The following is a 22,353-nucleotide window of genomic DNA, read 5'->3' as shown; positions in this document are numbered from 1 at the left end:
GTCCTACGTCATTGCGAGGAGCCGCAGGCGACGAAGCAATCCAGGGCGAATGCAGCGCTGCACCGGCTCTGGATTGCTTCGCCTGCGGCTCGCAATGACGATGTTATGCCCGGCGGCTTACTTCGTCGGCACGATCAGATATTTCTCGCCCGTCGATTTGCTCTGATAAGCGCGAATGGTGTCGGGCTGCAGCGCTTCGGCGAGCGAGATGCGCTGGGTGTAGTGGCTCGCGAAGGTGGTCTTCAGCTCGTCCTTCACGCGTTGGCGCATGCGCTTCGCGGTCTCCTGACCTGCGCGGCCGAGGAAGTGTGGGAGCAGCCAGCCGCCGATGCTCCAGGCCATGCCGAAGCCGCGCTCCAGCACCGTGGGGCTCGTGTCCAGCACGCCGTAGAGATAGACCTGCTTGGCCTGATCGGAACCGTAGCGGCTATATTCGCTCATCGAGCGCTGCGAGGCTGCTTCCATGGCGTTCAGGATGTGACCGGCCAGCTTGCCGCCGCCCACCGCGTCGAAGGCGAGATAGGCTTCGGTTTCCGCGATCGCGTCGGTCAGCTTGGCCATGAAATCCGGCTCGCTCGAGTTGATCACGATCGGCGCGCCGATGTCCTTCAGGATCTTCACCTGCTCTTCCTTGCGCACAATATTCACCAGCGGGATGCCGTCGGCGAGGCAGATCTTGTTGAGCATCTGGCCGAGATTGGAGGCGGCGGCGGTGTGGACCAGCGCCTTGAACCCGTCCATTTTCATCTGCTCGGTAAAGGCGAGCGAAGTGAGCGGGTTCACGAACATGGACGCGCCGTCCTCCGCGCTCGCATCTTCAGGGAGGACGATGCATTCGCGGGCCTTCACCTTGCGGTACTGCGCATACATCGCGCCGCCCATCATGCCGACCTGCTTGCCCATCATGTCCTGCACGTCTTCGCCCGCGGCGACCACGGTTCCGGCGCCTTCATTGCCGACGGGCATGGACTGGCCGATGCGTGCCTTCACGCCGCTCTTGCCGCCCTCGATCAGGTCCGCGGTCACTTCGGGACGATCGTCGCTGCCGCCCGCTTCCATGGTCGAAAGCTTGGCCGGGCCTAGCAGCAGGCCGAGGTCCGACGGATTGATCGGCGCCGCCTCCACGCGCACGACGACTTCGTCCGCCGCGGGGGCGCCGACATCCACCTGCTCCAGGTTCAGTTTCAGCTTGCCGTCTTCGGTAATGGTGGAACGCAGTTCCAAGCCCTGATGGTCACTCATTCGGTCTCTCCCTGAAGGTTGTTCGGTAAGGCCGGTCATGTGGGGCACCAAAGCCCGTGGCGCAATGCAACCGATCGACGGAACGGTACCGCCGGCAAGCCGAAACGAAATTGTTAACCCTTTTCGGAAGCAATTTATTTGGGGCCTGTCCTGCTAAATGGCGGAAATACTGCGTATCGAAGCGCGGTGCCCAATGCGAAAGCGGCAGGCGATTGCCGCCCGGCAACGGATCGCAGGGTTTTGTTAACCATATTGCCGCAAAACGGTTTCGACGGAGCGGCGCGGCGGAAATGCCCGGCGCCGATCCGCCAGGGGCAGGAACGAGGACAGGGTAGTTTGAACATGCCGGAACAGATGATCTCCGAAATGGTGGTGGGCAGCAGCGACGCGATTGCATCGGTGCGCACCATGATCCGTTTTTCGGTGAACGCGTCCGCCTCGGTTCTGATCACCGGCCCGTCGGGTTGCGGCAAGGAAGTCGTCGCCCGCGCCATCCATCACGCCTCGCAGCGCAAGGACGGACCCTTCGTCGCCATCAACAGCGGTGCGATCCCGACCGAACTGATCGAATCCGAGCTGTTCGGCCATGAAGGCGGCAGCTTCACCGGTGCTTCCAGCCGCCATATCGGCCTGTTCGAACAGGCGAACGGCGGCACGCTGTTCCTGGACGAAATCGGCGAAATGCCGCTCGCGCTGCAGGTAAAGCTGCTGCGCGTCATCGAGGAACGCTCGATCCGCCGCGTCGGCGGCACCAAGCAGATTCCGGTCGATGTCCGCATCGTCGCGGCGACCAACCGCGATCTGCATCACCAGATCGCCTGCGGCGAGTTCCGCGAAGACCTGTTCTATCGCCTCTGCGTCATTCCGATCTGCATTCCGTCGCTCGCCGAGCGCCCCGAAGACATCCGTTCGCTGGTCGACCATTTCCTCGGCAAGATCGATAGCGGCGCTGAGCGTCCGGTGATCGCCGACGAAGCCATCGCCCGGCTGGAAGCTTATGGCTGGCCCGGCAATGTGCGCGAGCTGCGCAATGTGATCGAACGGGCTGCGATTTTCTTTCCCGGCCAGACCATCGGCCATGAAGAAGCAGAGCTTCTCCTCACGCATCGCAGCGTTGGTGCCGTTCACCAGCCGGTCGCTGCTCCCGCTGCTGCGGAAGCGGCTCCCAAGGTCAGCCTGTCGGACGGTTTCTCGCTGCAGAACCACCTGCAGCAGGAAGAGCGCCGCCTGATGATCGAGGCGCTGATCGAATGCGGCGGCGTGATCGCCAAGGCTGCGCGCCTCGTCGATGTTCAGCGCACCACCTTCGTGGAAAAGATGCGCCGACACGGCATCAGCCGCGAAGACCAGCAGGCAGCGTAAAAGCTATTGCGGCCGCACGTTCCGCTAGCTGGCCGCCTACTTTCATTATAATTTCATCGAGACAAGCTGCACGGCAATCCCGATATTCGGCAGCGGACACCATGTCCTTTCCGCTCCGGATCGATCGGCCCTGTCCGCGCGCCCGGATGATGCTCTTCAGCTGAGCGCGCCCGTCCTTGCCCTGCCGGCAAGCGCTTCTCAGCGCTTGCCGATCTGGTTCCAGGCGTCCGCGATTTCCACGACGATCTCACGCGCGGCAGCCAGTCGCTCCGCGGTCTGCTCGCCATGCGCGTTGGCAAGACGGTTGGATGCCTCGCGGTAGACGATGGCGAGGGTGGTCGCGATCTCTCCGCCACGCTCGAAATCCAGGCTTTCGTCCAGCGCGTTCAGGATATCCATGGCCTTGGCGCGCGATTCGAACATGCCCGCCATGTCGCCCCGGTCCACGCAGCGCGCCGCGCGGTCGATCCGCAGGAGAAGCTGCTCGAACAGGATCGAGACCAGCTCGTGCGGGCTGGCCGCTGCAATCCGGCTGTTCTTGTCCACCGCTCCGTAAGTTTGGGCCATGGCGCGGCTGGGTGAATAATACATGGTCGTGGTTTCCCGTGCTTCTAATTAACTGCCGTACTTTCAATCGGTCGGACGGCGCTCAGTCGTAATTACCATTCCAGATTTTGGTCTGCTGCTCGACATATTGCTGGGTCTGCTTCAGCACCGCGAGCTGGCGGTCCATGTTGGAGAAGGTCTGCTGAAGGCTGGTCTGATAGCGCTCGATGTCACTATTCAGCTTCTCGCGCATTTCGGTGAGCTGCTTGCTCACCGCCTCGAACCGTGCCTTGGCGAGGGTCAGTGGGCTGTTCTTGTCTTGCAGCGCGGTTTTGACGTCTTCCAGCACGCCCGCGATCCCGCGATTATTGGCGTCGGGCTTCAGCGGATCGAGCATCGAGGCCACGGCCCCGGCATCGGTCGCCATTGCCTTGTCGAACGTGGCGCTATCCAGTGTCAGCGTGCCGTCGCGCTCGGTACGAACGCCGATATCGGCCAGCGTGCGGAACGGCCCGTCGGTCGAAAGCATCGTGGAGCTCATCCGGCCAAGCCGCGCGGCCATGTCGCGAATGGCGCTGTTGCCGGCCAGCGGCCCGCCGGCCTCTCCGTCCACACCGGGAGCGGTGGCGGAGTTGAGGCCCCGCTTCAGGGTGTTGAAGGCATCGATAAATTCGGTAACGAGATCGCGCGTCGTCGCCTTCGGCTTGTCGCTGGAGATCGTGATTTCTTCGCCTGGCTTGGCGGCCAGCAGGCTTAGGCGCACGCCCTCGATCGCGTTTTCAATCTGGTTGCCGCTGTTTATGAGCTCTACGCCGTTGACGACCACGATGCTGTCGGTGGCACCGGAGAGCTTCGTCAGGCCGGTCGTCGCGCCGTCCGCGTAGGCGAAATCCTCCAATCCGCCCGCGGTCGCCGAGATGGTGTAGCCCTGATCGGCACCCTTGGTTCCTTCCAGCACCAGCCGCGTGCCGCGATTGTCGGTCATGATCCGCGCGGTAACGCCGGTTTCCGCATTATTGATCGCATCGCGCAGTCCGGTGAGGCTGTTGTTGCTGTCGTCGATCGTGATGTCGAACGAGCCCTTGCTCGTTGCCAAAGTGAGCGTGCCCGTGCCTACCGCATCCGCCGATGTCGCAAAATTGCGTGAGAGCAGACGCTGCTCGGACGCCAGCTGCTTCACTTCCATGGTAACGGGCAGGCCGCTCGGGGTTTTTCCGTCGATGAAGCTTGCCGTGGCCACGCCGCCATTGCTGGAGACGAGGTCTCCCAGAAAGCGCTTGCCGTCCAGGATCGCGCTCAAGGCGTCGGAAAAGGTGTTCAGCGAAGAGGAGGCCGAAGCGAGTGCAGAGATGCGCGCGCTGTTCAGCTGCTGCTTCTGATTGATCTGCGCCTCGCGCGGCTGGCGCGTTGCGTTGACCAGGTCGTTGACCAACTGGGCCGAGTTGATACCCGACTGGCCGCTGATGAGATTGGAGATACTGGAAAGCATGGGCGCCCTTTCTTGGAATGGGTAACGGCAGCTCGCGGTGAAACTTTAGGGCGAAAGTCGACCGTCTGCGTCGAAGCGCAATTCGTCGGGGACGGCGATGTCCGGCTTGTCGGCGCGGGCGATCTCTCCGTCGAGGCGGAACAGGAAGGCGAGCAGGGCGGCAACGGCCATGTACAGCCGCTCGTCGACGATATGGTTGGGCTTGGACGTGTAGTAGATGGCGCGCGTCAGCTCCGGATAATGGAGCACGGGCACCTTCGCCTCCTCGGCCAGCGAACGCATGACGAGCGCGAGCTCGCCGCGCCCGCGGAACAATACGACGGGCGCCGCGTCCCGCTCCTGATCGTACCGGAGGGCGACGGCGAAATGGGTCGGGTTGACGAGCAGTACGGTGGCATCTTCCACCGCCTTGCGCGCCGATCCGCTCATCAACGCGTGCTGGCGCTGGCGGATCGCCTGCTTGACCTCGGGCGAGCCTTCGCTATCCTTGTGCTCGTCCTTCACCTCTTGCTTGGTCATCTTCAGCTTCTGCGAGCGCTGGAACATCTGCGCCGGCACGTCGATCATCGCGATGAAGACCAGGCATCCCGCCATTACGAGCAGCGTCCAGGTGAACAGCGATCCGAAGGCGAACAGGCTTTCGCGGATATCGCCCAGCCCCAATTGCACCATCTGCCGGATCGAGTTGAAGATGATGACGGCACCGACTGCACCCATCACGCCGACTTTCGCCAGCGCCTTGGTGAGTTCGATCAGCGCATGCGTGCCGAACATGCGCTTGAGGCCCGATGCGGGGTTCATCTTGGAGGGTTTGGGTGCCATTGCGGACCAGCGAAAGCCCAGCGAGCCGAGCATGGCGGGCGTGCCGACCGCCGCAATCAGCAGCAGCAGCGCCAGACCGCCAAAGGGAAGGGCCAGCGGCGCGATCAGCTTGAGCGTCCGCTCGCTCATATCGAACTGTTCGATGTCGCTCGGGCTGAACATCAGTCCGGAGCGTACAACGTCCGATGTGGCGCCGAGCAGTTCCCCGCCGAACAGCGAAAACATCGCCGCGCCGCCAATCATGACGAGCGCGACGCCGAGTTCCTTGGACTGGAGGACATCGCCCTTCTTGGCGCTGTCCTTCAGCCGCTTGTCGGTTGGGGCTTCGGTTTTTTCACCGCCACCGGGAGGGGAGCCGCTCATATCAGCCTATCCCCGCTACCATGCTGGACTGGTCCAGGCCCTCGCCCAGCGCGCGCATGATGCCATCGGCAATCACCGGTGCGGCCATGGCGAGGAGGACGAGGCCGGATAGCAGCGCGACCGGCAGGCCGACCGCGAACAGATTGAGCGCCGGGGCGGAGCGGGCGAGCATGGCCATGACCACCTGGATCAGGATCAGCGCCGCGCCGACCGGAAGAGCGATCAGGAGACCCATGGAAAACAGCGATCCGCCGAACTGAACCAGCCCGTCGATCGCCGCGAAACCAGGAAAGGCGTTGCCCGGCGGCAGCGTGCGATAGCTGTCGACGATGATCGAGATCAGCATGAGATGGCCGTCCATCGCGAGCAGCAGGAGCGTCGCGATGATCGAGAGGAACTGGCCGAGCACCGGGGTCGATCCGCCCATCTGCGGATTATTCATGGTGGCAAAGCCAAGGCCCATGGCGTTGCCGAGCGTCTCACCGGCGACAAAGGCCGCGGAAAAACCGATCTGAACGGCAAAGCCCATGGCCAGCCCGGTGACGACTTCACCGGCCAGAAACAGGAAGCCGGCGAAGCTTGCCAGCGTTTCCGTCGGCATCGTCGCGCCGGCAGGGCCGGTGGCGGCGATGCCGATCATCAGCGCCAGGATGATGCGCAGCGGAAGCGGCACCTGCTGCGCGCCGAAAATCGGCGCGGCGATCAGCGCGGCACCGGGGCGGATCATCGCCATGGCCCATTGCCACAGCTGATCTTCTGCACCGGCGAAGGCGGGGGCGATCACACCAGCAGCTCCGGGATACGGTTGAAGGTGTCGATCGTGAAATCGGCGATCAGATAGAGGATCGACCCGCCGAACAGGGCCAGCATCATTCCGACCACGATCAGCTTGGGTACGAAGCTCAAGGTCGCCTCGTTGATCGAGGTGGCGGCCTGTACCATCCCCAAGAGGATGCCGACCACAAGCGCGGGGATCAGGAGCGGCGCGGCGGCGAGGGCGGTGACCCACAGCGTCTGCTGCGCGATGCCGATGAAGAAATCCGTCTGTTCCATTTAGCGATCCTCAGGTGACGAAAGAGCCGGCGAGCGAGCCCATGGTGAGCGCCCAGCCGTCGACCAGGACGAAAAGGAGAAGCTTGAACGGCATCGATATGATGGTGGGTGAAAGCATCATCATGCCCAGCGCCATCAGCGTGGAGGCAACGACCAGATCGATGATCAGGAAGGGCAGGAAGATCATGAAGCCGATCTGGAAGGCGGTTTTCAATTCGCTGGTGACGAAGGCCGGCAGCAGGATCGAGAAGGGGATATCCTGCGGGCTGGCGACCGCGTCCACCTTGGCCAGATCCATGAACAGCTTGAGATCGGTTTGACGCGTCTGCTTCACCATGAAGGCGTGGAAGACCTCGCCCGACGTCGCGACCGCCTGTTCCAGCGTCACCTGATCGGCGCCATAAGGCTCGATTGCGCGCGTGTTGATCTGTTCGATCGATGGAGCCATCACGAACAGCGAGAGAAACAGCGACAGGCCGATCAGCACCTGGTTCGGCGGGGTCTGCTGCAGGCCGAGTGCCTGGCGCAGGATCGACAGGACGATGATGATCCGCGTGAAGCTGGTCATCATCAGCACCAGCGAGGGCAGGATCGTCAGCAGCCCCATCAGGATAAGGATCTGAAGGCTGAGCGTCAGCGGTGCGCCGTCACCCGACACATCGTCGAGCGCGCGGGTCAGCGCCTGCGATGCGTTGGGCGTGTTGGCTGGCGCGGCCGGTGCGGTCTGTTGAGTTTGCTGCGCCGGGGCCTCCTGCGCGGCGGGCGCGGTGGGGGCGGGTACCGCTGCCTGTGCGGCCAGCTGCGTGGGGATTGCCAGCAGCAACGCGGCCAAAACCGGTTTGATGGCGGCGCGTAGCGCCGATGTGCGGAAAAATGCGGGCATCGGATCAGGCCCGCTTGGAGGAGGAGCGCGCGGAGAGCGCCTTGTTCATGATCGATGCAAAGCCGCTGTCTCCACCGGACACGCCCGCATCGTCGCTATTGGCAGGCGCGCGCGATGCGGCGGCGGATTTCTCCTCCTCGCTCATCGGGCGGGAGAAGATTGGATCGATCTTGCCGCGCGTCGCCGAGAGCAGAATGCGCTGATCGCCGAATTCGACGACCGCGAGCTTGCCGGACGTGCCCATGGAGAGCGTCTCGACCAGCCGGAGATCCTGCTGGCGCGCGCCCTGGGCGAGGCCCGGCTGATATTTACGGTATAACCACAAGGCCCCCACGATCATGCCCGCCATCAGCGGCAGCATGATCACCAGCTTGAGGATATAGTAGGTCACTAGGCACGCCTTTCAACTTTCGCACCTCCGACGTTCTTGGAAACGACTTCCGCCACGCGGATGCCGAAACGGCCGTCGATGGTTACGACCTCACCCTTTGCAACCAGCGTGCCATTTACGTTGATATCGAGAAGTTCGTTCGCCTGGCGACCCAGTTCGACGACCGATCCTTCGGCCAAATCCATGATTTCACAGAGCTTTAACGATACCGCACCGACTTCCACCGAAAGTCGGACCGGAATGTCCGCAAGGAAGCGGTAGTGCTCCGCGCTTTCGTCGGCAAAACTATGGTTACCGTCGCGGCAAGAAATTGCCGCCCCGTTGCCGCCGCCCTGCCGGGCTGCATCGGCGAGGCCGGCTGCCTCTGTCATGTCATTCATGGAATGATCCTTTCTCGATAGTGTCGATGCGGAAGGCGGCGAGACCGTTCTGTTCGCCGAGGCTTCCGCGCGCGAAGGTGCGATCCCCGATCAGCAGTGGCAGGTTGCGCGCGGGGGGAATGGGAATGATGTCGCCGGGCTTCAGATTGGCAAGCTCGGGTAGGGTCATGGTCGGGCGGGCAAGGACTGATCGGACAGGCAGGAAAACCTCGTTCAGCGCGCGGCCCAGGTCCTGCCGCCACATGGGGTCGGCGGGCATAGTCTCGGCAGACGGCGCACCGGCCAGTTCCTCACGCGCCGACTGGATCATGTCGACCGGGTAGACGAGGTCGATGATGAAACGGACATTGCCGGGATAGGAAAGCTCGAACGGCTGAATCAGCAGTTCGTCCTCATCGCGCTTGGCCAGCCTGGCTTCATCCGGATCGTCGGTCAGTCCTGCCGAAAGACAACGGAACGGACCGAACTCGGCCCAGGCCGCGCCAAGCTGCGGAGCGATGGCTCCGGCAATGCGGTGCATCAGACGCATGTCGGTGGCGCTGTAATCGGCTTTCTTGGATTTGCCGCGCGCGATCGACCCGCCGAAGAACGCATCGACCAGAGCCGCGATCAGATCGTGCGGCAGACGCAGCGCCATACGGCCCTTCATCGGCGGCAACTGGTAAAAGGCGAGCCCCATCGAGCTGCCCTGCGCGGAAAGCCAGTCGCGATGGATCTCCAGCCGCGCTTGATCGGGGGTCACGTTGAGCCGCTCATTGGCCAAAGGTTGCAGCGCAGTGCGCAGACCGCTGGCAAGGCGTTTCGCTGTGCGCCGGGCGATCGGCATTACATCCGCTTCGCTGCTGTCGCGGCGCGGGAAGTGGTGCGCGGCGCTCGCGGGCATGGCGGCGCTCTTTTCTTCGGAAGTTTCGGAGGCGGCGGCGTCGGTCATGGAATTACTGCAGCACCAGCTTGGTGAAATAGACCTCGTCGATGCCGCCGAAGCCGGTCTTCTGCTTCAGTACATCGTTGATGCTGTCGCGAAGGCGTGCGGCCAGCTGCTCCTTGCCCTGAATCGTTTCCAGCTCGAGCGCGTCGGTATCGGCCAGCTGCATCACGATGGCATTGCGCACCGCAATGTCATGCTCGGTCAGCGCTTCGACCACGCTCTCGTCGTAAAAGGTGGAAACCGCCATCTGCGCCTGAGCAAAGCCGGACCCGCCACGCAGGTTGGTGGTGAAGCTTTCCTCGATCGGGAAATAGGTCGACTTGTACATGCTGATGTCGTGGACCTTCCCATCCTTGGGCCCATCCACCTTCGTGCCGTCCTTCAGGACGAGCTTGGGCAGATCGGGATCCACATGGCTTTGTTCGTGCTCGCCGAACATATCGGCATAGAAATAGCCCCCCGCGCCGCCCGCGCCGCCGATGATGACGATCGCGGCGAGCGGAAGCAGCAGCTTCTTCATCTTGCCCTTTTTCTTGGGCTTTTTCTCATCGGACATTGTTCAGGTCTCCGGGTTTCCGCGCTGGTGTCAGGCGTAAAGAATATTGGAAGAGGGACGGCCGTTAGGCCGGCTGGAAGTATCGATCTCAGGCGCGGCGCGGCGGCCGTCGATCCCCATACGACCGAAGGATTGCTGCGCAGCATTTTGCTGTCCGCGCTGCTGGTCGGTACCGGCTTGCGCCTGATTTTGGCTCTGGCCCTGGCCGGTGCCCGTTGAGGGATCGCGCGTCGCCACATCGATGGTGCCGATGCGCTGACCCGCGGCGCGCAGTTCCTGCTCGATCCGGCTATGCGCCTGCGCAATGGCACCGCGAACACTCTCGTTCTCAGTCGTGATGTGCAGCCGCTCGCTGGCCCGGTCGATCGCGATTTCGATCCGGCCGAGGCGGTCCGGACTGATCTGTAGCATCAACGTGCCGTCCTGCACCGTCATCGCGTTCATCGCCGCGCCGATCGCCGCGCTGACGCGCTGGCCGAACTGCGCATCGAACGGAACGGGTGCCGGTGCGGTGAAGATGGTCGGGGCGTTGGCAGCGGCCTGTTGCGGTCCGTTCTGCGCCGGGGGCGGGACCTGAAAGACAGCTGCCGGCTGGGGTGTTTCCAGCGCTTGGGCCGAATGCACCGTGCGATGGGGCAGGCCGTTTTCGCCAAGGGAGGAGCTCTTGAGCACCGGTTGAACCGGACGTTCGGAAGCCTTGCTGTCCAGCATCGAATTCGCATCCCGGAGCGCGTCGCCGCGCTGCTCCTCTTTTCGAACAGGATCGGTTGCCTCGATGGCCGATGGCGTTGCTTGGACGATCGGATCTGCGCTTTCGGTTGCGGGCTGAACGGCCGGGTTGAGAACGCTGGCGCTGCTTAAGGCTTCCGTCGCGTTGGTTGCGGCAGGGATTGAAACCGGCTGCGCAGCGACGGGGCGTTCGCTGCCGAATTGGCCGGTTTGCCGCGCGTGGGCTGTCGGTGTCGTAGCGGAATCGATTTGTTCTGCCCCACGGTTAGCAGCAGGCTCTTCCGTCGGAGAATTCGTCTCAAGAATGCGGGGAGCATCTGCGCTTTGCAGCACTTGCGTGCTTTGTGCCTTGGCGGCGCTGCCCATGGCTGCGATATTGGCAGGCTTATCTGCTGTAGCCGCGAGCATCGGACGCGCTGTTCGCACCGACGGCGGTGCGGTTTCGGCGCTCTCAGTCGCCGCGGGGGCCGATGCGCGCCCATCGATCGGGGAGCGCGCAACCTGATTATCGGGTGCAGGCTCGTTGCCACCGGCGAGGGGAGCGATTGGCATATGGCCGCTCGTGGGAATGGATGCGCCGTTGCTGTTCGAGGCAAGGGCTGCGGCGCCATTTGCCTGAGCTCCCGGGAGGGTGGGCGAGCCTGGCAGTGTGGCCGCGTCGGGTGAAATTTGCTCTCTCGTTCGAATTGTGGGGACTGCTGCGGCGGGCAGGGTGGCCGGAGCAAGACCCTGGGTGGGTTCGTAGATGCGATGTTCGCGCATTGCAGCAATGCGGTGCAGGACTGTGCCCTGAGCCGGGGAAGCAGCAGGGAGCGCATCGATTGCGGCATCGCCATCCGCATCGGCAGCCGAGGGTTCCATGGCAGACCGGGCCGGGGCCTCTAGCATGGCGGCCGGAGCGGCAATGTAATGCGGCATATCCACTACCAGCGGTATTGCCGCCAGCATATCGTCGCCGCGATGTTCGCTTTGTCCATCCTTGGCGTTTTCATCGCGATTCATTGGAAGGGCGAGCGCATCCTCATCGCCGGGGGGTATGGCCGGCAAGACGAAGGGTGCGCCATTTTGTCCATTGGGCCCAAAGCCGATTGCCGCGAGCGGCGCGGTGGATGCCTCTAGCTGGAGGCGAAGGGGGAGTGCATTGCCAATCATCGATCTAACCTATGCAGATAGCGTGCCAGTTTTGCTGAGCGCGGAATGCAAAGCATTCGGCAAGAGTGAGGAGGCCAGCGCTCACGCACTGCGCTCCATGGCGCGGCGCGGCAAAGCGCGGGGTTGTTCGCTGAGCTTACGGTCGGTCTCGGCTTCCACACTGGTTTTCGCCCGCCCAACGAGACGGTCGGCCATCTCGCGCTTTTGATAAGCGGCAATCCGTTGCCGCTCCATGCGGGCAGTATGTTGCCGGGCCTGGCCGATTGCGGTTTCCATCTGGTCCCCGGCGCGCTGCAGGCGTTCGACCAACTCGAGCTGCGCGTGGAGCGAGCGGCCCTCGCGGCAGTCATTGCCGGCCTTGTGCATGTGGACGGAGAGCGCCTTCAACTGATCGCGGCGCTGCTCCAGATTGGTCTCGCTACCGCGCGCGGCGGCGCTTTCCCCCGTGGCGATGCGCAGCTGCGTCTCACGCATCCCAAGAATGCGTTGGCGGCTTTTCAGAATCTTCTTCATGCATGTGCGCTTTCAAAACCGAATTGCTGGCGGAGTTGTCCGACGCTTTCGTCCATCGGCACGGCTTCCTTGGCACCTTGCCGGACGAAGGCGAGCAGCTCGTCATGGCGGGCGACGGCCTCGTCGATTGCCGGATCGCTGCCCTCGCGATAGGCGCCCATCAAAAGGAGGTCGCGGTTCTCCTCATAGGCGGACCAGAGGCGGCGGAAATTGGTCTGCGCTGCGCGGTGTTCGTCCGAGATGATGTCGGCGGCGACGCGGCTGAGCGATTTGCCGACGTCGATCGCGGGGAAGATGCCCTGTTCGGACAACAGGCGCGACAGGATGATGTGCCCGTCCACGATGGCGCGAGCGGTATCGACCACCGGGTCCTCCATGTCGCCGCCATCGGCGAGCACGGTGTAGAGCGCGGTGATGGAGCCGCCGGTGGTGTTATCATTCCCCGCCCGCTCGATCAGCCGGGGGATGAGCGCGAGGGCGGAAGGGGGGTAGCCCTTCATGGTCGGCGGCTCGCCCATCGACAGGCCGATCTCGCGCTGCGCATGGGCGATGCGTGTCAGGCTGTCGATGATCAGCAGGACGCGCTTGCCTTGGCTGCGGAAATGTTCGGCGATCGCGGTGGCGCGCGCCGCGGCGCGCAGGCGCAGAACAGGCGAATAGTCAGCGGGCACGGCGACGGTGACGGTGCGTCCGCGCATCGGGCCGTTGAGCTTGGTCTCGACGAAATCGCTGACCTCGCGTCCACGCTCGCCGATCAGACCGACTACGGCCACGTCGACATCGGCATGGGCGATGATCTGGCCGATCAGCACCGATTTGCCGACGCCCGAGCCCGCCGCGATGGCGATGCGCTGCCCGTAACCGGCGGTCAGCAGTCCATTGATCGCCCGCACGCCAAGGTCAATCGGCTTGGTCACGCGGCCACGGTTGAGGACGTTGGAACGCTTGCCCGCAAGCGGCCAGAGCGCATTGGCGACGATCGGGCCGCCGCCGTCCAGCGGTTCGCCCATCGGGCCGATGACCCGGCCGAGCAGACCATCGCCGACCTGCGCCTGGCTGGATTGCATGTCCGGCTCAACTCGGGCGCCGTTCTTGACCGCGCCGTCGCTTTCCAGTGGGACCATCAGTGCGCGGCTGCCGCGAAAGCCGGCGATTTCCGCCTTCATGGTGCCGCCATCGGCGGTGTGAATGGTGCCTCCGAAACCGATCGGGTGGTTGAAACCCGTCACTTCGAGCATCCCGGCATCATGTGCCACCAAGCGGCCGATGCGGCGCGGACCCGCGGCGATTGCTTCGATCCGGCCGAGGAGGCTGGTAAGGCCATTTTCCTGCGCGGGAATCACGACGCGTTGCCCAGCGAGGCGATCATCGCCTCCAGTTCGTCTAGCACGGGCTGCGTACCCTGTTCGATCCAGCCGTCGCTGTGCGAAAGGCTCAGCGTGCCGCGCACCAGCGAGGCATCTTCCTCGATCGCGAGGCCGAACGTTTCCTCGCCCAGCAGCATCCGGTCCAGTGGATGGATGTGCAGGACGGCGTCCGCGCAGTCCTTCTTGGCGAGTGCGGCGAGCGAGGCGCAATGCTGCTTCAGGGTTTCCGGATTGGGTTCGGCAAATCCTGCGGTCCGCTCCAATAGCGTGCGAATAGTGCGCATCAGCGTCTCGCATAGCGCATCGCTGGGCTGCGCGCGCAACGTGGCGGCGGATTGTGCCAGCCGGTCGGACGCTGCGATCAGTTCCTCATTCGCCTCCGCAATTGCGGCCTGGCCGTCGGCGAAGCCTCTGCGGTAGCTGTCGTCCAGCTGCTCGCGAAAATAGGCTTCGGCTTCCGCCTGCTCGTCAATTTCATTCGGTGCTGCATCGTTATCAGCACCGCTCCGGAACGCTTGTGCAGGCGTCTGCCAGACAGGGCGAAAGGTGGAAACTTCCGGCGCGAAGGAGCGCTGTGCGAACCCATTAGACATAATCGTCGCCTCCTCCGCCGATCACGACATCGCCGGCATCGGCAAGCCGGCGAGCCTGCGCGACCACGCTCTTCTGCGCTTCGATCACTTCGGACATCGGCATGGGGCCGCGCTCGTTCATCTCGTCTTCCAAAGTCTGCGCGGCGCGGCTGGACATGCAGCCCAGGATCTTGGCGCGCAGTTTCTCGTCCGCGCCCTTCAGCGCTGGGACCAGCTGCGTGTTGTCCACGCTGCGCATGATGGTGCCCAGATCCTTCGGCTCGACCGTGATGAGGTCGGCGAAGGTGAACATTTCATCCTCGATCGTGCCGGCCAGCTTCTTGTCGCGCTTGGCGAGCGCCTTGATCATCCGAGCACTGTTCTTCTTGCCGACCTGGTTCATGATCGCAGCGACTTCGGACGGATCGCCCTTGGTGGCCACGGTACCGGAGCCCTTGGGCGCATGGAACGCGGTGAGAAGGTGCTCGATCGTCTCGATCGCGTCGTTGCTCACCTGGCCGAGCGTGGCGAGGCGATAAACCACGTCGTCCTGCATGTCGGAGGGCAGAAGGCTGAGGACGGCGGCGGCATTGTCGGTCGACAGGAAAGAAAGCACCAGCGCTGCGATCTGCGGATGCTCCTCCTCGATCATCGCGGCGATCTCTTCGGGTGCCATCCATTTGAGCGCTTCCAGGTTCGGCGCGGGTTTCTTCGGGGCGGTCCGGCTGATCATCACTTCCGCGCGCTGCTCGCCGAGAGCCGCGGTCAGCATCGCCTGAATCTGAATGTCCGAGCGATAGCCGATGGTGGTGCGGTGGCGGGCACGATCGACGAAGCGATCGAGCACGGTGTTGATCTCGTCCGCGCCGATATCGGCAACCGAATACATCACGCTGCTGAGCTGCTCGACTTCGTTCGGCTCAAGCCGCGAAAGAATGCCCGAGGCTTCGTCCTCCGAAAAGAGCAGGAGAAGGATTGCCGCGGCCTGTTCATCGCCCAGGCTGGGCAGATCGGGCATCGCTGCTGCGAGCGCTTCGGCGGCGCCGTCGATCGCCGCTGCTTCAGGTTCCATTACCTCAGCCATTTACTGCTTCCTTGGGGGCCTTCGCCGACTTCAGAAGGTCGCGGACGACCAGGGTGGCGTGTTCGGGATTCTGTTTGACGAAATTCTGGATCAGCAGCGCGCGTTCCTGATAGCTGTGCGCCGCGGTGATCATGTCCAGCGTCACCGGCTCGTCCTTGCGCGCCTCATCCGCGGAGCGGGCGAGGGCAGGGGCTTCGCTGGCCTCTGCCGCCGGAAGTGCCGGTGCGTTCTTCAGTTCCTTGCGGCGCTTCAGCAGCGGGCGGCCGATGAAGAAGATAAGGGCAAGGGCAACCAGCAGACCCGAGACGTTGCGCACCAGAAGCGACACCCAGCTTGCCTCGTACCAAGGCGTTTCTTCGGTGACGATCGGCTGGAAAGCGCGCGAGCTGATCTCAACCTGGTCGCCGCGCTGGGCATTGAAGCCGATCGCGCCTTTTACCAGCTTTTCGATCGCGGCGATCTCAGCGGGGCTACGCGGCTTGCCGTCGGGGCCGTTGGCAATGGCGACCGCCACCGAAACCCGGCTGACCACGCCGCTTGCATCCTTGGTGACGGCGATCTGGCGGCCGAGCTCATAGTTGCGGTTCACCTGCTCCTGACGCTTCTGCATGTCGGCGGGGACGGCGGGATCACCCATCTGGTCCTGCGCAGTGCCGTTTTCGGGCGGCTGATCGGACAGTGCGCCGGGGATGCCGCCAGGCGTGCCGTTGGCGCCGTCTGTTTCGGCAGTCCAGCTACGCTGTTCGCTGCGTACGACCGATTCATCTTTCGGGAAGGTCTCGCTGGTCGCCTGACGCTCCGAGAAATCGAGATCGGCGGAAACCTCCGCAGCAAAATTATTGGCGCCAAGGATCGGCGTGAGCAATGCCGTCAGGCTGCGACGATAGCGGTCCTCGACCTGCTCCTGCACCGCCAGCTGCTTGCCGGTTTCGCCCAGCGGACCGTTCTCAGCGGTTTCGGAAAGAAGCCGTCCGTTCTGGTCCACCACCGAAACCCGGTCCGCGTTAAGGCCGGAGACGGAGCTGGCGACAAGGTGCGTAATCGCCTGCACCTGTTCATTCCCGAGCGTCGTGCCGGGTTGCAGGTTCAGCACCACCGATGCGGCAGGCTCATTGCGCTCACGGATGAACACGCTGGGCGGATCGACGGCCAGATGCACGCGCGCCGTGACGACCGTATCGATCGCCTCGATCGAACGGGCGAGATCGGCCTCGCGCGCGGCGCGCAGTTTTTCGGTCTCCACCGCGCGGCTGGCGCCCATCGGCATGGAGCTGATCATGCTGTCTCCGTCCGGCGCGCTCTTGGGCAGGCCCTGCGCCGCGAGCAGCATCTTGGCGGCGTAGTAATCGTCTTCGCTGACGGTCAGCGCGCCGGTGCTGTTGTCGAGCTGATAGGGGATCGAATTGCTGTCGAGCGCCTGGGCCACGGCGGCCTTGTCGCTTTCCGGCAGTCCGCGGAACAGGTCGCGCTGGGGCGGGGATTGCAATGCGAGCCAGGCGGCAGCGGCCATGGCGGCCACCGCGATGAAGCCGAGCAGCGGCAGCGATTTCGCCACCGCCGGCTGCGACAGGAAGTCGCGCGCGCGGTCCATGAAGCCGCCGCCCATGCCGCCATTGCTGCTGGAGCTGAAACCGATTGGCTTCAGGCGCTGGGTGGGGCGGGCTGCTGCGCCGCCGGCGTTGCCGTCGATCGGCTGGGAGATCGTCATGTCGTTCATATCACACCGGCATGTTCATGATGTTCTCGTACGCCGAGAGCAGCTTGTTGCGGACCTGGAGGGTGGCTTCGAAGCCGACCGACGCCTTCTGCTTTGCCAGCATTACCGCGGCGATGTCGGTCGTTTCACCGGCATCATAAGCGGACGCCGCGTTGGAGGCAGCGGTCTGTGCCTCGTTTACCTGCGACAAGGCATCGCGCATCGTGGCGGAGAAGGGGGTTTCTACGCCCCCTTTGTCTCCAACCAGCGATCCGCCGAGCGGCTTGGACGTCTCGGTGACGTTTTGGAGCGTCTTGTTCTGCTGAAGGATCGCGTTGCGCGCCGCCAGCAAACTGTTGGTCATCGGTTGCATCGGTCAGTCCCTCTCAGGCGGCTTCAGCCAGCTCGCGCATATCGGCGAGGCGATAGCGCAGCGTGCGCTCGGAGATGCCGAGCAGTTCCGCGGCGCGGCGGCGGTTGCCGCTGGTTTCTTCCAGGGTAGCGGTGATGGCTTCGAATTCGGCCAGGCGGGCGCGGCTCTGAAGGTCGCGGCCGCGCAGCACGGGATTGATCGCCGGGGTGGGGTCGGCGCGGGGGGTGGTGGGCGCAGCCTTGATGGTAGCGGCTGCGGGGGTGAAGACGGGGGCGGGGGTAAGATTGAGATCGGCGGCGCAGATCGCATCGCCTTCGCGCAGGACGAGGGCGCGCTGCAGCATGTTGCAAAGTTCGCGCACATTGCCGGGGAAGGCGTGCGCCATCAGCGCCTCGAGCGCATCGGCCTCGATCCAGGCGAAGTCCGCGCCATCCTTCTGCATGGCGAGCAGCATGGTCGCGGCGATGGCGCACACGTCCTGGCGGCGCTCGGCGAGCGGGGCGATCTCGATCGGCATGACGTTGAGGCGCCAGTAGAGGTCTTCGCGGAAGCGGCCCTCGGCCACCTCCGCCTGGAAATTGCGGTTGGCGGCGGCGACGATGCGGATGTCGACCTTGACCGCGGTTGTCTCACCCACGGGAAGCACTTCGCCTTCCTGCAGCGCGCGCAGCAGCTTCGCCTGCAGTTCGAGAGGAAGTTCGGTGATCTCGTCAAGGAACAGCGTGCCGCCGTCGGCTGCACGGAACAGGCCCTCGCTCTCACCACTGGCGCCGGTGAATGCGCCGCGCTTGTGGCCGAACAGCATCGCCTCGACCATGGTCGCGGGCAGCGCTGCGCAGTTCACTGCAATGAACGGACCTTCCGCGCGCGGCGACTGCGAGTGGACGAAACGGGCCATGCCTTCCTTGCCGACGCCGGTGTCGCCCTGGATCAGGACGGCGGCGCCGCTGGCGGCAACGCGCGCGGCATAGCGCATCAGGCGGGCGCTCGCATGCTCACCGATGGCAGGGCCGCCATTGCGGACGGCTTCCGCGATAAGCGCGTGGCCCAGTTTCATATCGGCTGGGCCGAAGGCGATGTGCATCGGCTGGCCGTTCGCGGCGGGCACCAGCTCGGGCGTGCCGTCGCGGAAATCGACGATGATGTCACGGTGACAGGCAAGCGCCATCTCGTCCGCGGTCAGGATGCGGATGGGGCGCGTGCGCGGTGAACCGTCTTTCGTATCGATCGCAGCGGTCTCGATCAGAACGGCATTCAGATATGTCGAAAGCGTCGGCAGCTTGCTGGCGGCACCGTCGCTGATGGCGGTCTTCGAAACGAACATTCTTATATTCCCCAATCTTTCGCGGCCTACCCACCGCATTCCCACGCACATGACGATGCAAGCGGCGTGCCAAACGCGAAAAGCGCGGATTTGCGTGGGGTGAACAAAGGGGGAGGGGAATTTGCGTCAGCGGGCCGTCAGCCGCCCGGCGGAAACGTCAAAAATTTGGCGCTCTCTATATATATAAAGCCGGAAAATTGGCGGCGCGGGGCCGGTCGATTTTTTTGTTTAATGGCCCCGGAACCTGACCGTTACCCATTTCGAACCGGCGAACAAACAGACCGGTCTGGGAACAACGTAAAGGAATTTATCATGACCGTCATCGGAACCAACATCTCCGCAATGCGCGCCGCCACTGCTTCGAACCGCGCCGAAATGGGCCTCAGCAAGGCGATGGAACGCCTGTCGACCGGCCAGCGCATCAACACCGCTAGCGACGACGCAGCAGGCCTCGCCATCTCCACCAAGATGACTTCGGAAGTGCGCGGCCTTACCATGGCGATCCGCAACTCCAATGACGGCATCTCCCTGGCGCAGACCGCCGAAGGCGGCATGAACCAGATCACGAACATGCTGCAGCGTATGCGGGAACTGGCCGTGCAGTCTGCCAACGGAACGCTGGGCAATGACGATCGCGTCAACCTGCAGAAGGAAGTGTCCGCCCTGATCAGCCAGATCGGTGACATCACGGCCAACACGAAGTTCAACGACGTCGATCTGCTGAAGGGTGGCGCGATCAACATCCAGACCGGCGCGCAGGTCGGTCAGAATGTGGTGATCACGCTCTCCGACGTGCAGTCGGCCACGCTCGGCTCCTATGAGGCGGACGGAACGACCAAATCGAAGCAGAAGGACGCAGCCGGCGCGGATACCGCGGTCGATGCCACGGTCGATCAGATCAATATCGACACCACGCTCGGTGCGCAGAACGCGCTGTCCATCCTCGACGATGCCTTGAAGTCGGTCACCACCGCACAGGCCGATCTGGGTGCCTCGCAGAACCGCCTGCAAGCCACGGTCAGCAGCCTGACCGACCGCGTGACCAACCTTTCCGAAGCGCGCAGCCGCATCCAGGATGCCGACTTCTCACAGGAATCGACGCAGCTCGCCAAGTTCAAGATCCTGAACGAAGCATCGACCGCGATGCTCGCGCAGGCCAACCAGAGCCAGCAGGGCGTCCTGAGCCTCCTGCGCGGTTAAAGACACTGAACCACAGGGGCGGACCGGCGTCCGCCCCTTACAGTCAAGACACGTCTGTCCGGAAGCCGGGCAGGCGTTCGAGACAGTAGAGGAATAAGAAATCGGGTCAGTTAAAAGCTATTAAATTGCTTTAACTATAACCGATATATTTCTGAAAAAACGTCGAATTCTTGTTTAAGGTTCAGATTTCACGACCGTTACAGTTTCCGAGGCGTACCTAACCGGTCGCCCCACCAAGGGAAAAAGGAACAAACATGACTGTTATCGGAACCAATGTTTCCGCGATGCGCGCCACCACGGCGTCCTCGCGGGCCGAAATGGGCCTCAGCAAGACGATGGAACGTCTGTCGACCGGCCAGCGCATCAACTCCGCCAGCGACGATGCTGCCGGCCTCGCTATCGCCACCAAGATGACTTCGGAAGTGCGCGGCCTCAATATGGCCAAGCGCAATGCGAACGACGGTATCTCTCTGGCCCAGACTGCCGAGGGCGGTATGAACCAGATCACCAATTCGCTGCAGCGTATGCGTGAGCTGGCGGTTCAGTCGGCCAACGGCACGCTCGGCGATGCCGACCGCGCCAACCTGCAGAAGGAAGTCGCCGCGCTGAAGGATCAGATCACCAGCGTCGCCGACAACACGACCTTCAACGGCGTTAGCCTTCTGAAGGGCGATGGTGCCGGCGGTGCGAAGTCGGTCGCGATCCAGACCGGTGCGGGTGCGGGCCAGCAGGTCACGATCAACATCGCTGATGTTCAGACCACCTCGCTCAAGCAGTTCCAGGCTGACGGTACCACTCAGGAGACGTTCAAGGCAGCCGATGGAACGACCGATGTCGACGCCATCGTTTCCAACATCGATATCTCTTACGGTGCAGGTGCTACCGCGGCCCTGGGCATTCTCGATGCCGCGCTGAGCACGGTGACCACCGGACAGGCCGATCTCGGTGCCTCGCAGAACCGCCTGCAGGCAACCGTCAGCAGCCTGGACGACCGCGTCACCAACCTGTCGGAAAGCCGCAGCCGTATCCAGGATGCCGACTTCTCGACCGAGTCGACCGCAATGGCGAAATTCCAGATCCTGAACCAGGCATCCACTGCGATGCTGGCGCAGGCCAACCAAAGCCAGCAGGGGGTTCTCAGCCTGCTGCGCTGATCCTTCGGGGTGGCGGGTCGGTCTTTCGGGATCGATCCGCTCCGGAGACGATACTGGCGTCCGTCGGTCTGTCCGGCGGGCGCCTTTTTTTTGGTAATTCATGGTTAGGAATTTCTTAACCATAAGAAAAAAAGAGAAAGCCTCAAATAAGCTTAAAACAAAATCGATTGGACCGTCATATGTTCTGAGGCAGCCATTGGAAGTTCGGCAGCCGCAAAAGGAAAAGGAACAAACATGACTGTTATCGGAACCAATGTTTCCGCCATGCGGGCCACAACGGCGTCCACGCGGGCCGAAATGGGCCTCAGCAAGACGATGGAACGTCTGTCGACCGGCCAGCGCATCAACTCCGCCAGCGACGATGCTGCAGGCCTTGCGATCGCCACCAAGATGACTTCGGAAGTACGCGGCCTCAACATGGCAAAGCGTAACGCGAATGACGGCATTTCGCTTGTTCAGACCGCCGAGGGCGGCATGAACCAGATCACCAACTCGCTGCAGCGTATGCGAGAGCTGGCGGTTCAGTCAGCGAACGGCACGCTGGGCGCGGCTGACCGTGCCAACCTGCAGAAGGAGGTTGCCGCGCTAAAGGATCAGATCACTAGCATTACCGACAATACGACGTTCAACGGCGTCGATCTACTGAAGGGCGATGGAACGACACCTGGCACTGCGAAGTCGGTCGCCATCCAGACCGGGGCAAATGCGAACCAGCAGGTTACCGTCAGCATTGCAGATGTTCGTACATCGCAGCTTACCGATGGTACCACGACTGTGGCCGCAATCGACATCAGCACTGATGTTGGTGCTACCGCCGCGCTGGGTTCGCTCGACGCCGCGCTGAAGACGGTGACGACCGCGCAGGCCGACCTCGGTGCCTCGCAGAACCGTCTGCAGGCGACCGTGAGCAGCCTGGATGACCGCATGACCAATCTGTCGGAAAGCCGCAGCCGTATCCAGGATGCCGACTTCTCCACGGAATCGACCACCATGGCCAAGTTCCAGATCCTGAACCAGGCGTCGACCGCGATGCTGGCTCAGGCTAACCAGAGCCAGCAGGGCGTCCTCAGCCTGCTGCGTTGAGCACAAGACGGTCTCGATACTCTCGAATTTTACAAAAAAGCCCCCGCCGGTCGATCCGGCGGGGGCTTTTTGATGATGTCTTCAATGACGC

Annotated in this window: 23 protein-coding genes; 4 read left to right on the top strand and 19 right to left on the bottom strand. The window is 63.2% G+C overall.

What is annotated here, in order from left to right; genetic code table 11:
* Positions 1–117: 117 nt before the first annotated feature.
* Positions 118–1,242, bottom strand: coding sequence for a zinc-binding dehydrogenase (locus I6A82_RS12975; RefSeq protein ID WP_198095212.1), 1,125 nt, complete (start codon positions 1,240–1,242; stop codon positions 118–120).
* 342 nt (positions 1,243–1,584) lie between these two features.
* Between I6A82_RS12975 and I6A82_RS12970 the strand changes: the two genes are divergently transcribed.
* Complete coding sequence (locus I6A82_RS12970; RefSeq protein ID WP_198095211.1) at positions 1,585–2,604, top strand: sigma-54 interaction domain-containing protein; 1,020 nt, start codon at positions 1,585–1,587, stop codon at positions 2,602–2,604.
* A gap of 198 nt (positions 2,605–2,802) precedes the next feature.
* On the opposite strand, the gene fliS is transcribed toward I6A82_RS12970, so the two are convergent.
* The 18 genes from fliS to I6A82_RS12885 form a co-directional block, all read right to left on the bottom strand.
* A complete protein-coding gene (fliS, locus tag I6A82_RS12965) occupies positions 2,803–3,171 on the bottom strand; it encodes a flagellar export chaperone FliS (protein WP_232343449.1) in 369 nt (122 codons plus the stop codon).
* A gap of 82 nt (positions 3,172–3,253) precedes the next feature.
* Entirely contained in the window at positions 3,254–4,639 is a 1,386-nt protein-coding gene (gene fliD / locus I6A82_RS12960) for a flagellar filament capping protein FliD (RefSeq protein WP_198095210.1), read from the bottom strand.
* A gap of 45 nt (positions 4,640–4,684) precedes the next feature.
* A complete protein-coding gene (locus I6A82_RS12955) occupies positions 4,685–5,824 on the bottom strand; it encodes an EscU/YscU/HrcU family type III secretion system export apparatus switch protein (protein ID WP_198095209.1) in 1,140 nt (379 codons plus the stop codon).
* A gap of 1 nt (position 5,825) precedes the next feature.
* On the bottom strand, positions 5,826–6,608 hold the full coding sequence (fliR, locus tag I6A82_RS12950) for a flagellar biosynthetic protein FliR (RefSeq protein WP_198095208.1): 783 nt from the start codon (positions 6,606–6,608) through the stop codon (positions 5,826–5,828).
* Positions 6,605–6,877, bottom strand: coding sequence for a flagellar biosynthetic protein FliQ (locus I6A82_RS12945; protein ID WP_198095207.1), 273 nt, complete (start codon positions 6,875–6,877; stop codon positions 6,605–6,607). The genes fliR and I6A82_RS12945 overlap by 4 nt, the downstream gene beginning before the upstream one ends.
* A gap of 10 nt (positions 6,878–6,887) precedes the next feature.
* Positions 6,888–7,760, bottom strand: a complete 873-nt coding sequence (gene fliP / locus I6A82_RS12940) for a flagellar type III secretion system pore protein FliP (protein WP_232343448.1) — start codon at positions 7,758–7,760, stop codon at positions 6,888–6,890.
* 4 nt (positions 7,761–7,764) lie between these two features.
* Entirely contained in the window at positions 7,765–8,151 is a 387-nt protein-coding gene (locus I6A82_RS12935) for a FliO/MopB family protein (RefSeq protein WP_198095206.1), read from the bottom strand.
* Positions 8,151–8,531, bottom strand: coding sequence for a flagellar motor switch protein FliN (gene fliN, locus I6A82_RS12930; protein WP_232343447.1), 381 nt, complete (start codon positions 8,529–8,531; stop codon positions 8,151–8,153). Before fliN ends, I6A82_RS12935 begins: the two co-directional genes overlap by 1 nt.
* On the bottom strand, positions 8,524–9,462 hold the full coding sequence (locus I6A82_RS12925; RefSeq protein ID WP_198095205.1) for a FliM/FliN family flagellar motor switch protein: 939 nt from the start codon (positions 9,460–9,462) through the stop codon (positions 8,524–8,526). The genes fliN and I6A82_RS12925 overlap by 8 nt, the downstream gene beginning before the upstream one ends.
* A gap of 4 nt (positions 9,463–9,466) precedes the next feature.
* Positions 9,467–10,015: a flagellar basal body-associated FliL family protein gene (locus tag I6A82_RS12920; protein WP_187336757.1), complete on the bottom strand. Its 549-nt coding sequence runs from the start codon at positions 10,013–10,015 to the stop codon at positions 9,467–9,469.
* Between the two features lie 30 nt (positions 10,016–10,045).
* On the bottom strand, positions 10,046–11,506 hold the full coding sequence (locus I6A82_RS12915) for a flagellar hook-length control protein FliK (protein WP_198095204.1): 1,461 nt from the start codon (positions 11,504–11,506) through the stop codon (positions 10,046–10,048).
* Between the two features lie 471 nt (positions 11,507–11,977).
* Positions 11,978–12,409, bottom strand: a complete 432-nt coding sequence (locus tag I6A82_RS12910; protein ID WP_198095203.1) for a hypothetical protein — start codon at positions 12,407–12,409, stop codon at positions 11,978–11,980.
* Entirely contained in the window at positions 12,406–13,752 is a 1,347-nt protein-coding gene (locus I6A82_RS12905; RefSeq protein ID WP_442945111.1) for a FliI/YscN family ATPase, read from the bottom strand. Before I6A82_RS12905 ends, I6A82_RS12910 begins: the two co-directional genes overlap by 4 nt.
* Entirely contained in the window at positions 13,749–14,369 is a 621-nt protein-coding gene (locus tag I6A82_RS14595) for a hypothetical protein (RefSeq protein WP_232343446.1), read from the bottom strand. Before I6A82_RS14595 ends, I6A82_RS12905 begins: the two co-directional genes overlap by 4 nt.
* Positions 14,362–15,366: a flagellar motor switch protein FliG gene (gene fliG / locus I6A82_RS12900; protein ID WP_198095633.1), complete on the bottom strand. Its 1,005-nt coding sequence runs from the start codon at positions 15,364–15,366 to the stop codon at positions 14,362–14,364. Before fliG ends, I6A82_RS14595 begins: the two co-directional genes overlap by 8 nt.
* Before the next feature lie 58 nt (positions 15,367–15,424).
* The gene (gene fliF, locus I6A82_RS12895; RefSeq protein WP_198095201.1) at positions 15,425–17,149 is read right to left on the bottom strand and encodes a flagellar basal-body MS-ring/collar protein FliF; all 1,725 of its coding nucleotides are present in this window, start codon (positions 17,147–17,149) and stop codon (positions 15,425–15,427) included.
* A gap of 1 nt (position 17,150) precedes the next feature.
* Positions 17,151–17,492 (bottom strand): flagellar hook-basal body complex protein FliE, encoded by a 342-nt coding sequence (gene fliE / locus I6A82_RS12890; RefSeq protein WP_425498183.1) that lies wholly within the window; start codon positions 17,490–17,492, stop codon positions 17,151–17,153.
* 22 nt (positions 17,493–17,514) lie between these two features.
* Entirely contained in the window at positions 17,515–18,825 is a 1,311-nt protein-coding gene (locus I6A82_RS12885; protein ID WP_198095200.1) for a sigma 54-interacting transcriptional regulator, read from the bottom strand.
* Between the two features lie 312 nt (positions 18,826–19,137).
* Between I6A82_RS12885 and I6A82_RS12880 the strand changes: the two genes are divergently transcribed.
* The 3 genes from I6A82_RS12880 to I6A82_RS12870 all read left to right on the top strand — a co-directional run bounded on the left by I6A82_RS12880 (position 19,138) and on the right by I6A82_RS12870 (position 22,262).
* On the top strand, positions 19,138–20,025 hold the full coding sequence (locus tag I6A82_RS12880; protein WP_198095199.1) for a flagellin N-terminal helical domain-containing protein: 888 nt from the start codon (positions 19,138–19,140) through the stop codon (positions 20,023–20,025).
* Between the two features lie 254 nt (positions 20,026–20,279).
* The gene (locus I6A82_RS12875; protein WP_198095198.1) at positions 20,280–21,179 is read left to right on the top strand and encodes a flagellin N-terminal helical domain-containing protein; all 900 of its coding nucleotides are present in this window, start codon (positions 20,280–20,282) and stop codon (positions 21,177–21,179) included.
* A 234-nt stretch (positions 21,180–21,413) separates the two neighbouring features.
* Positions 21,414–22,262, top strand: coding sequence for a flagellin N-terminal helical domain-containing protein (locus I6A82_RS12870; RefSeq protein ID WP_198095197.1), 849 nt, complete (start codon positions 21,414–21,416; stop codon positions 22,260–22,262).
* Positions 22,263–22,353: the final 91 nt, after the last annotated feature.

Source organism: Novosphingopyxis sp. YJ-S2-01 (assembly GCF_016093175.1).
GTDB lineage: Bacteria > Pseudomonadota > Alphaproteobacteria > Sphingomonadales > Sphingomonadaceae > Novosphingopyxis > Novosphingopyxis iocasae.
The sequence above is the reverse complement of the archived record's forward strand: the minus strand, read 5'-3'. Positions and strand labels throughout refer to the sequence as shown.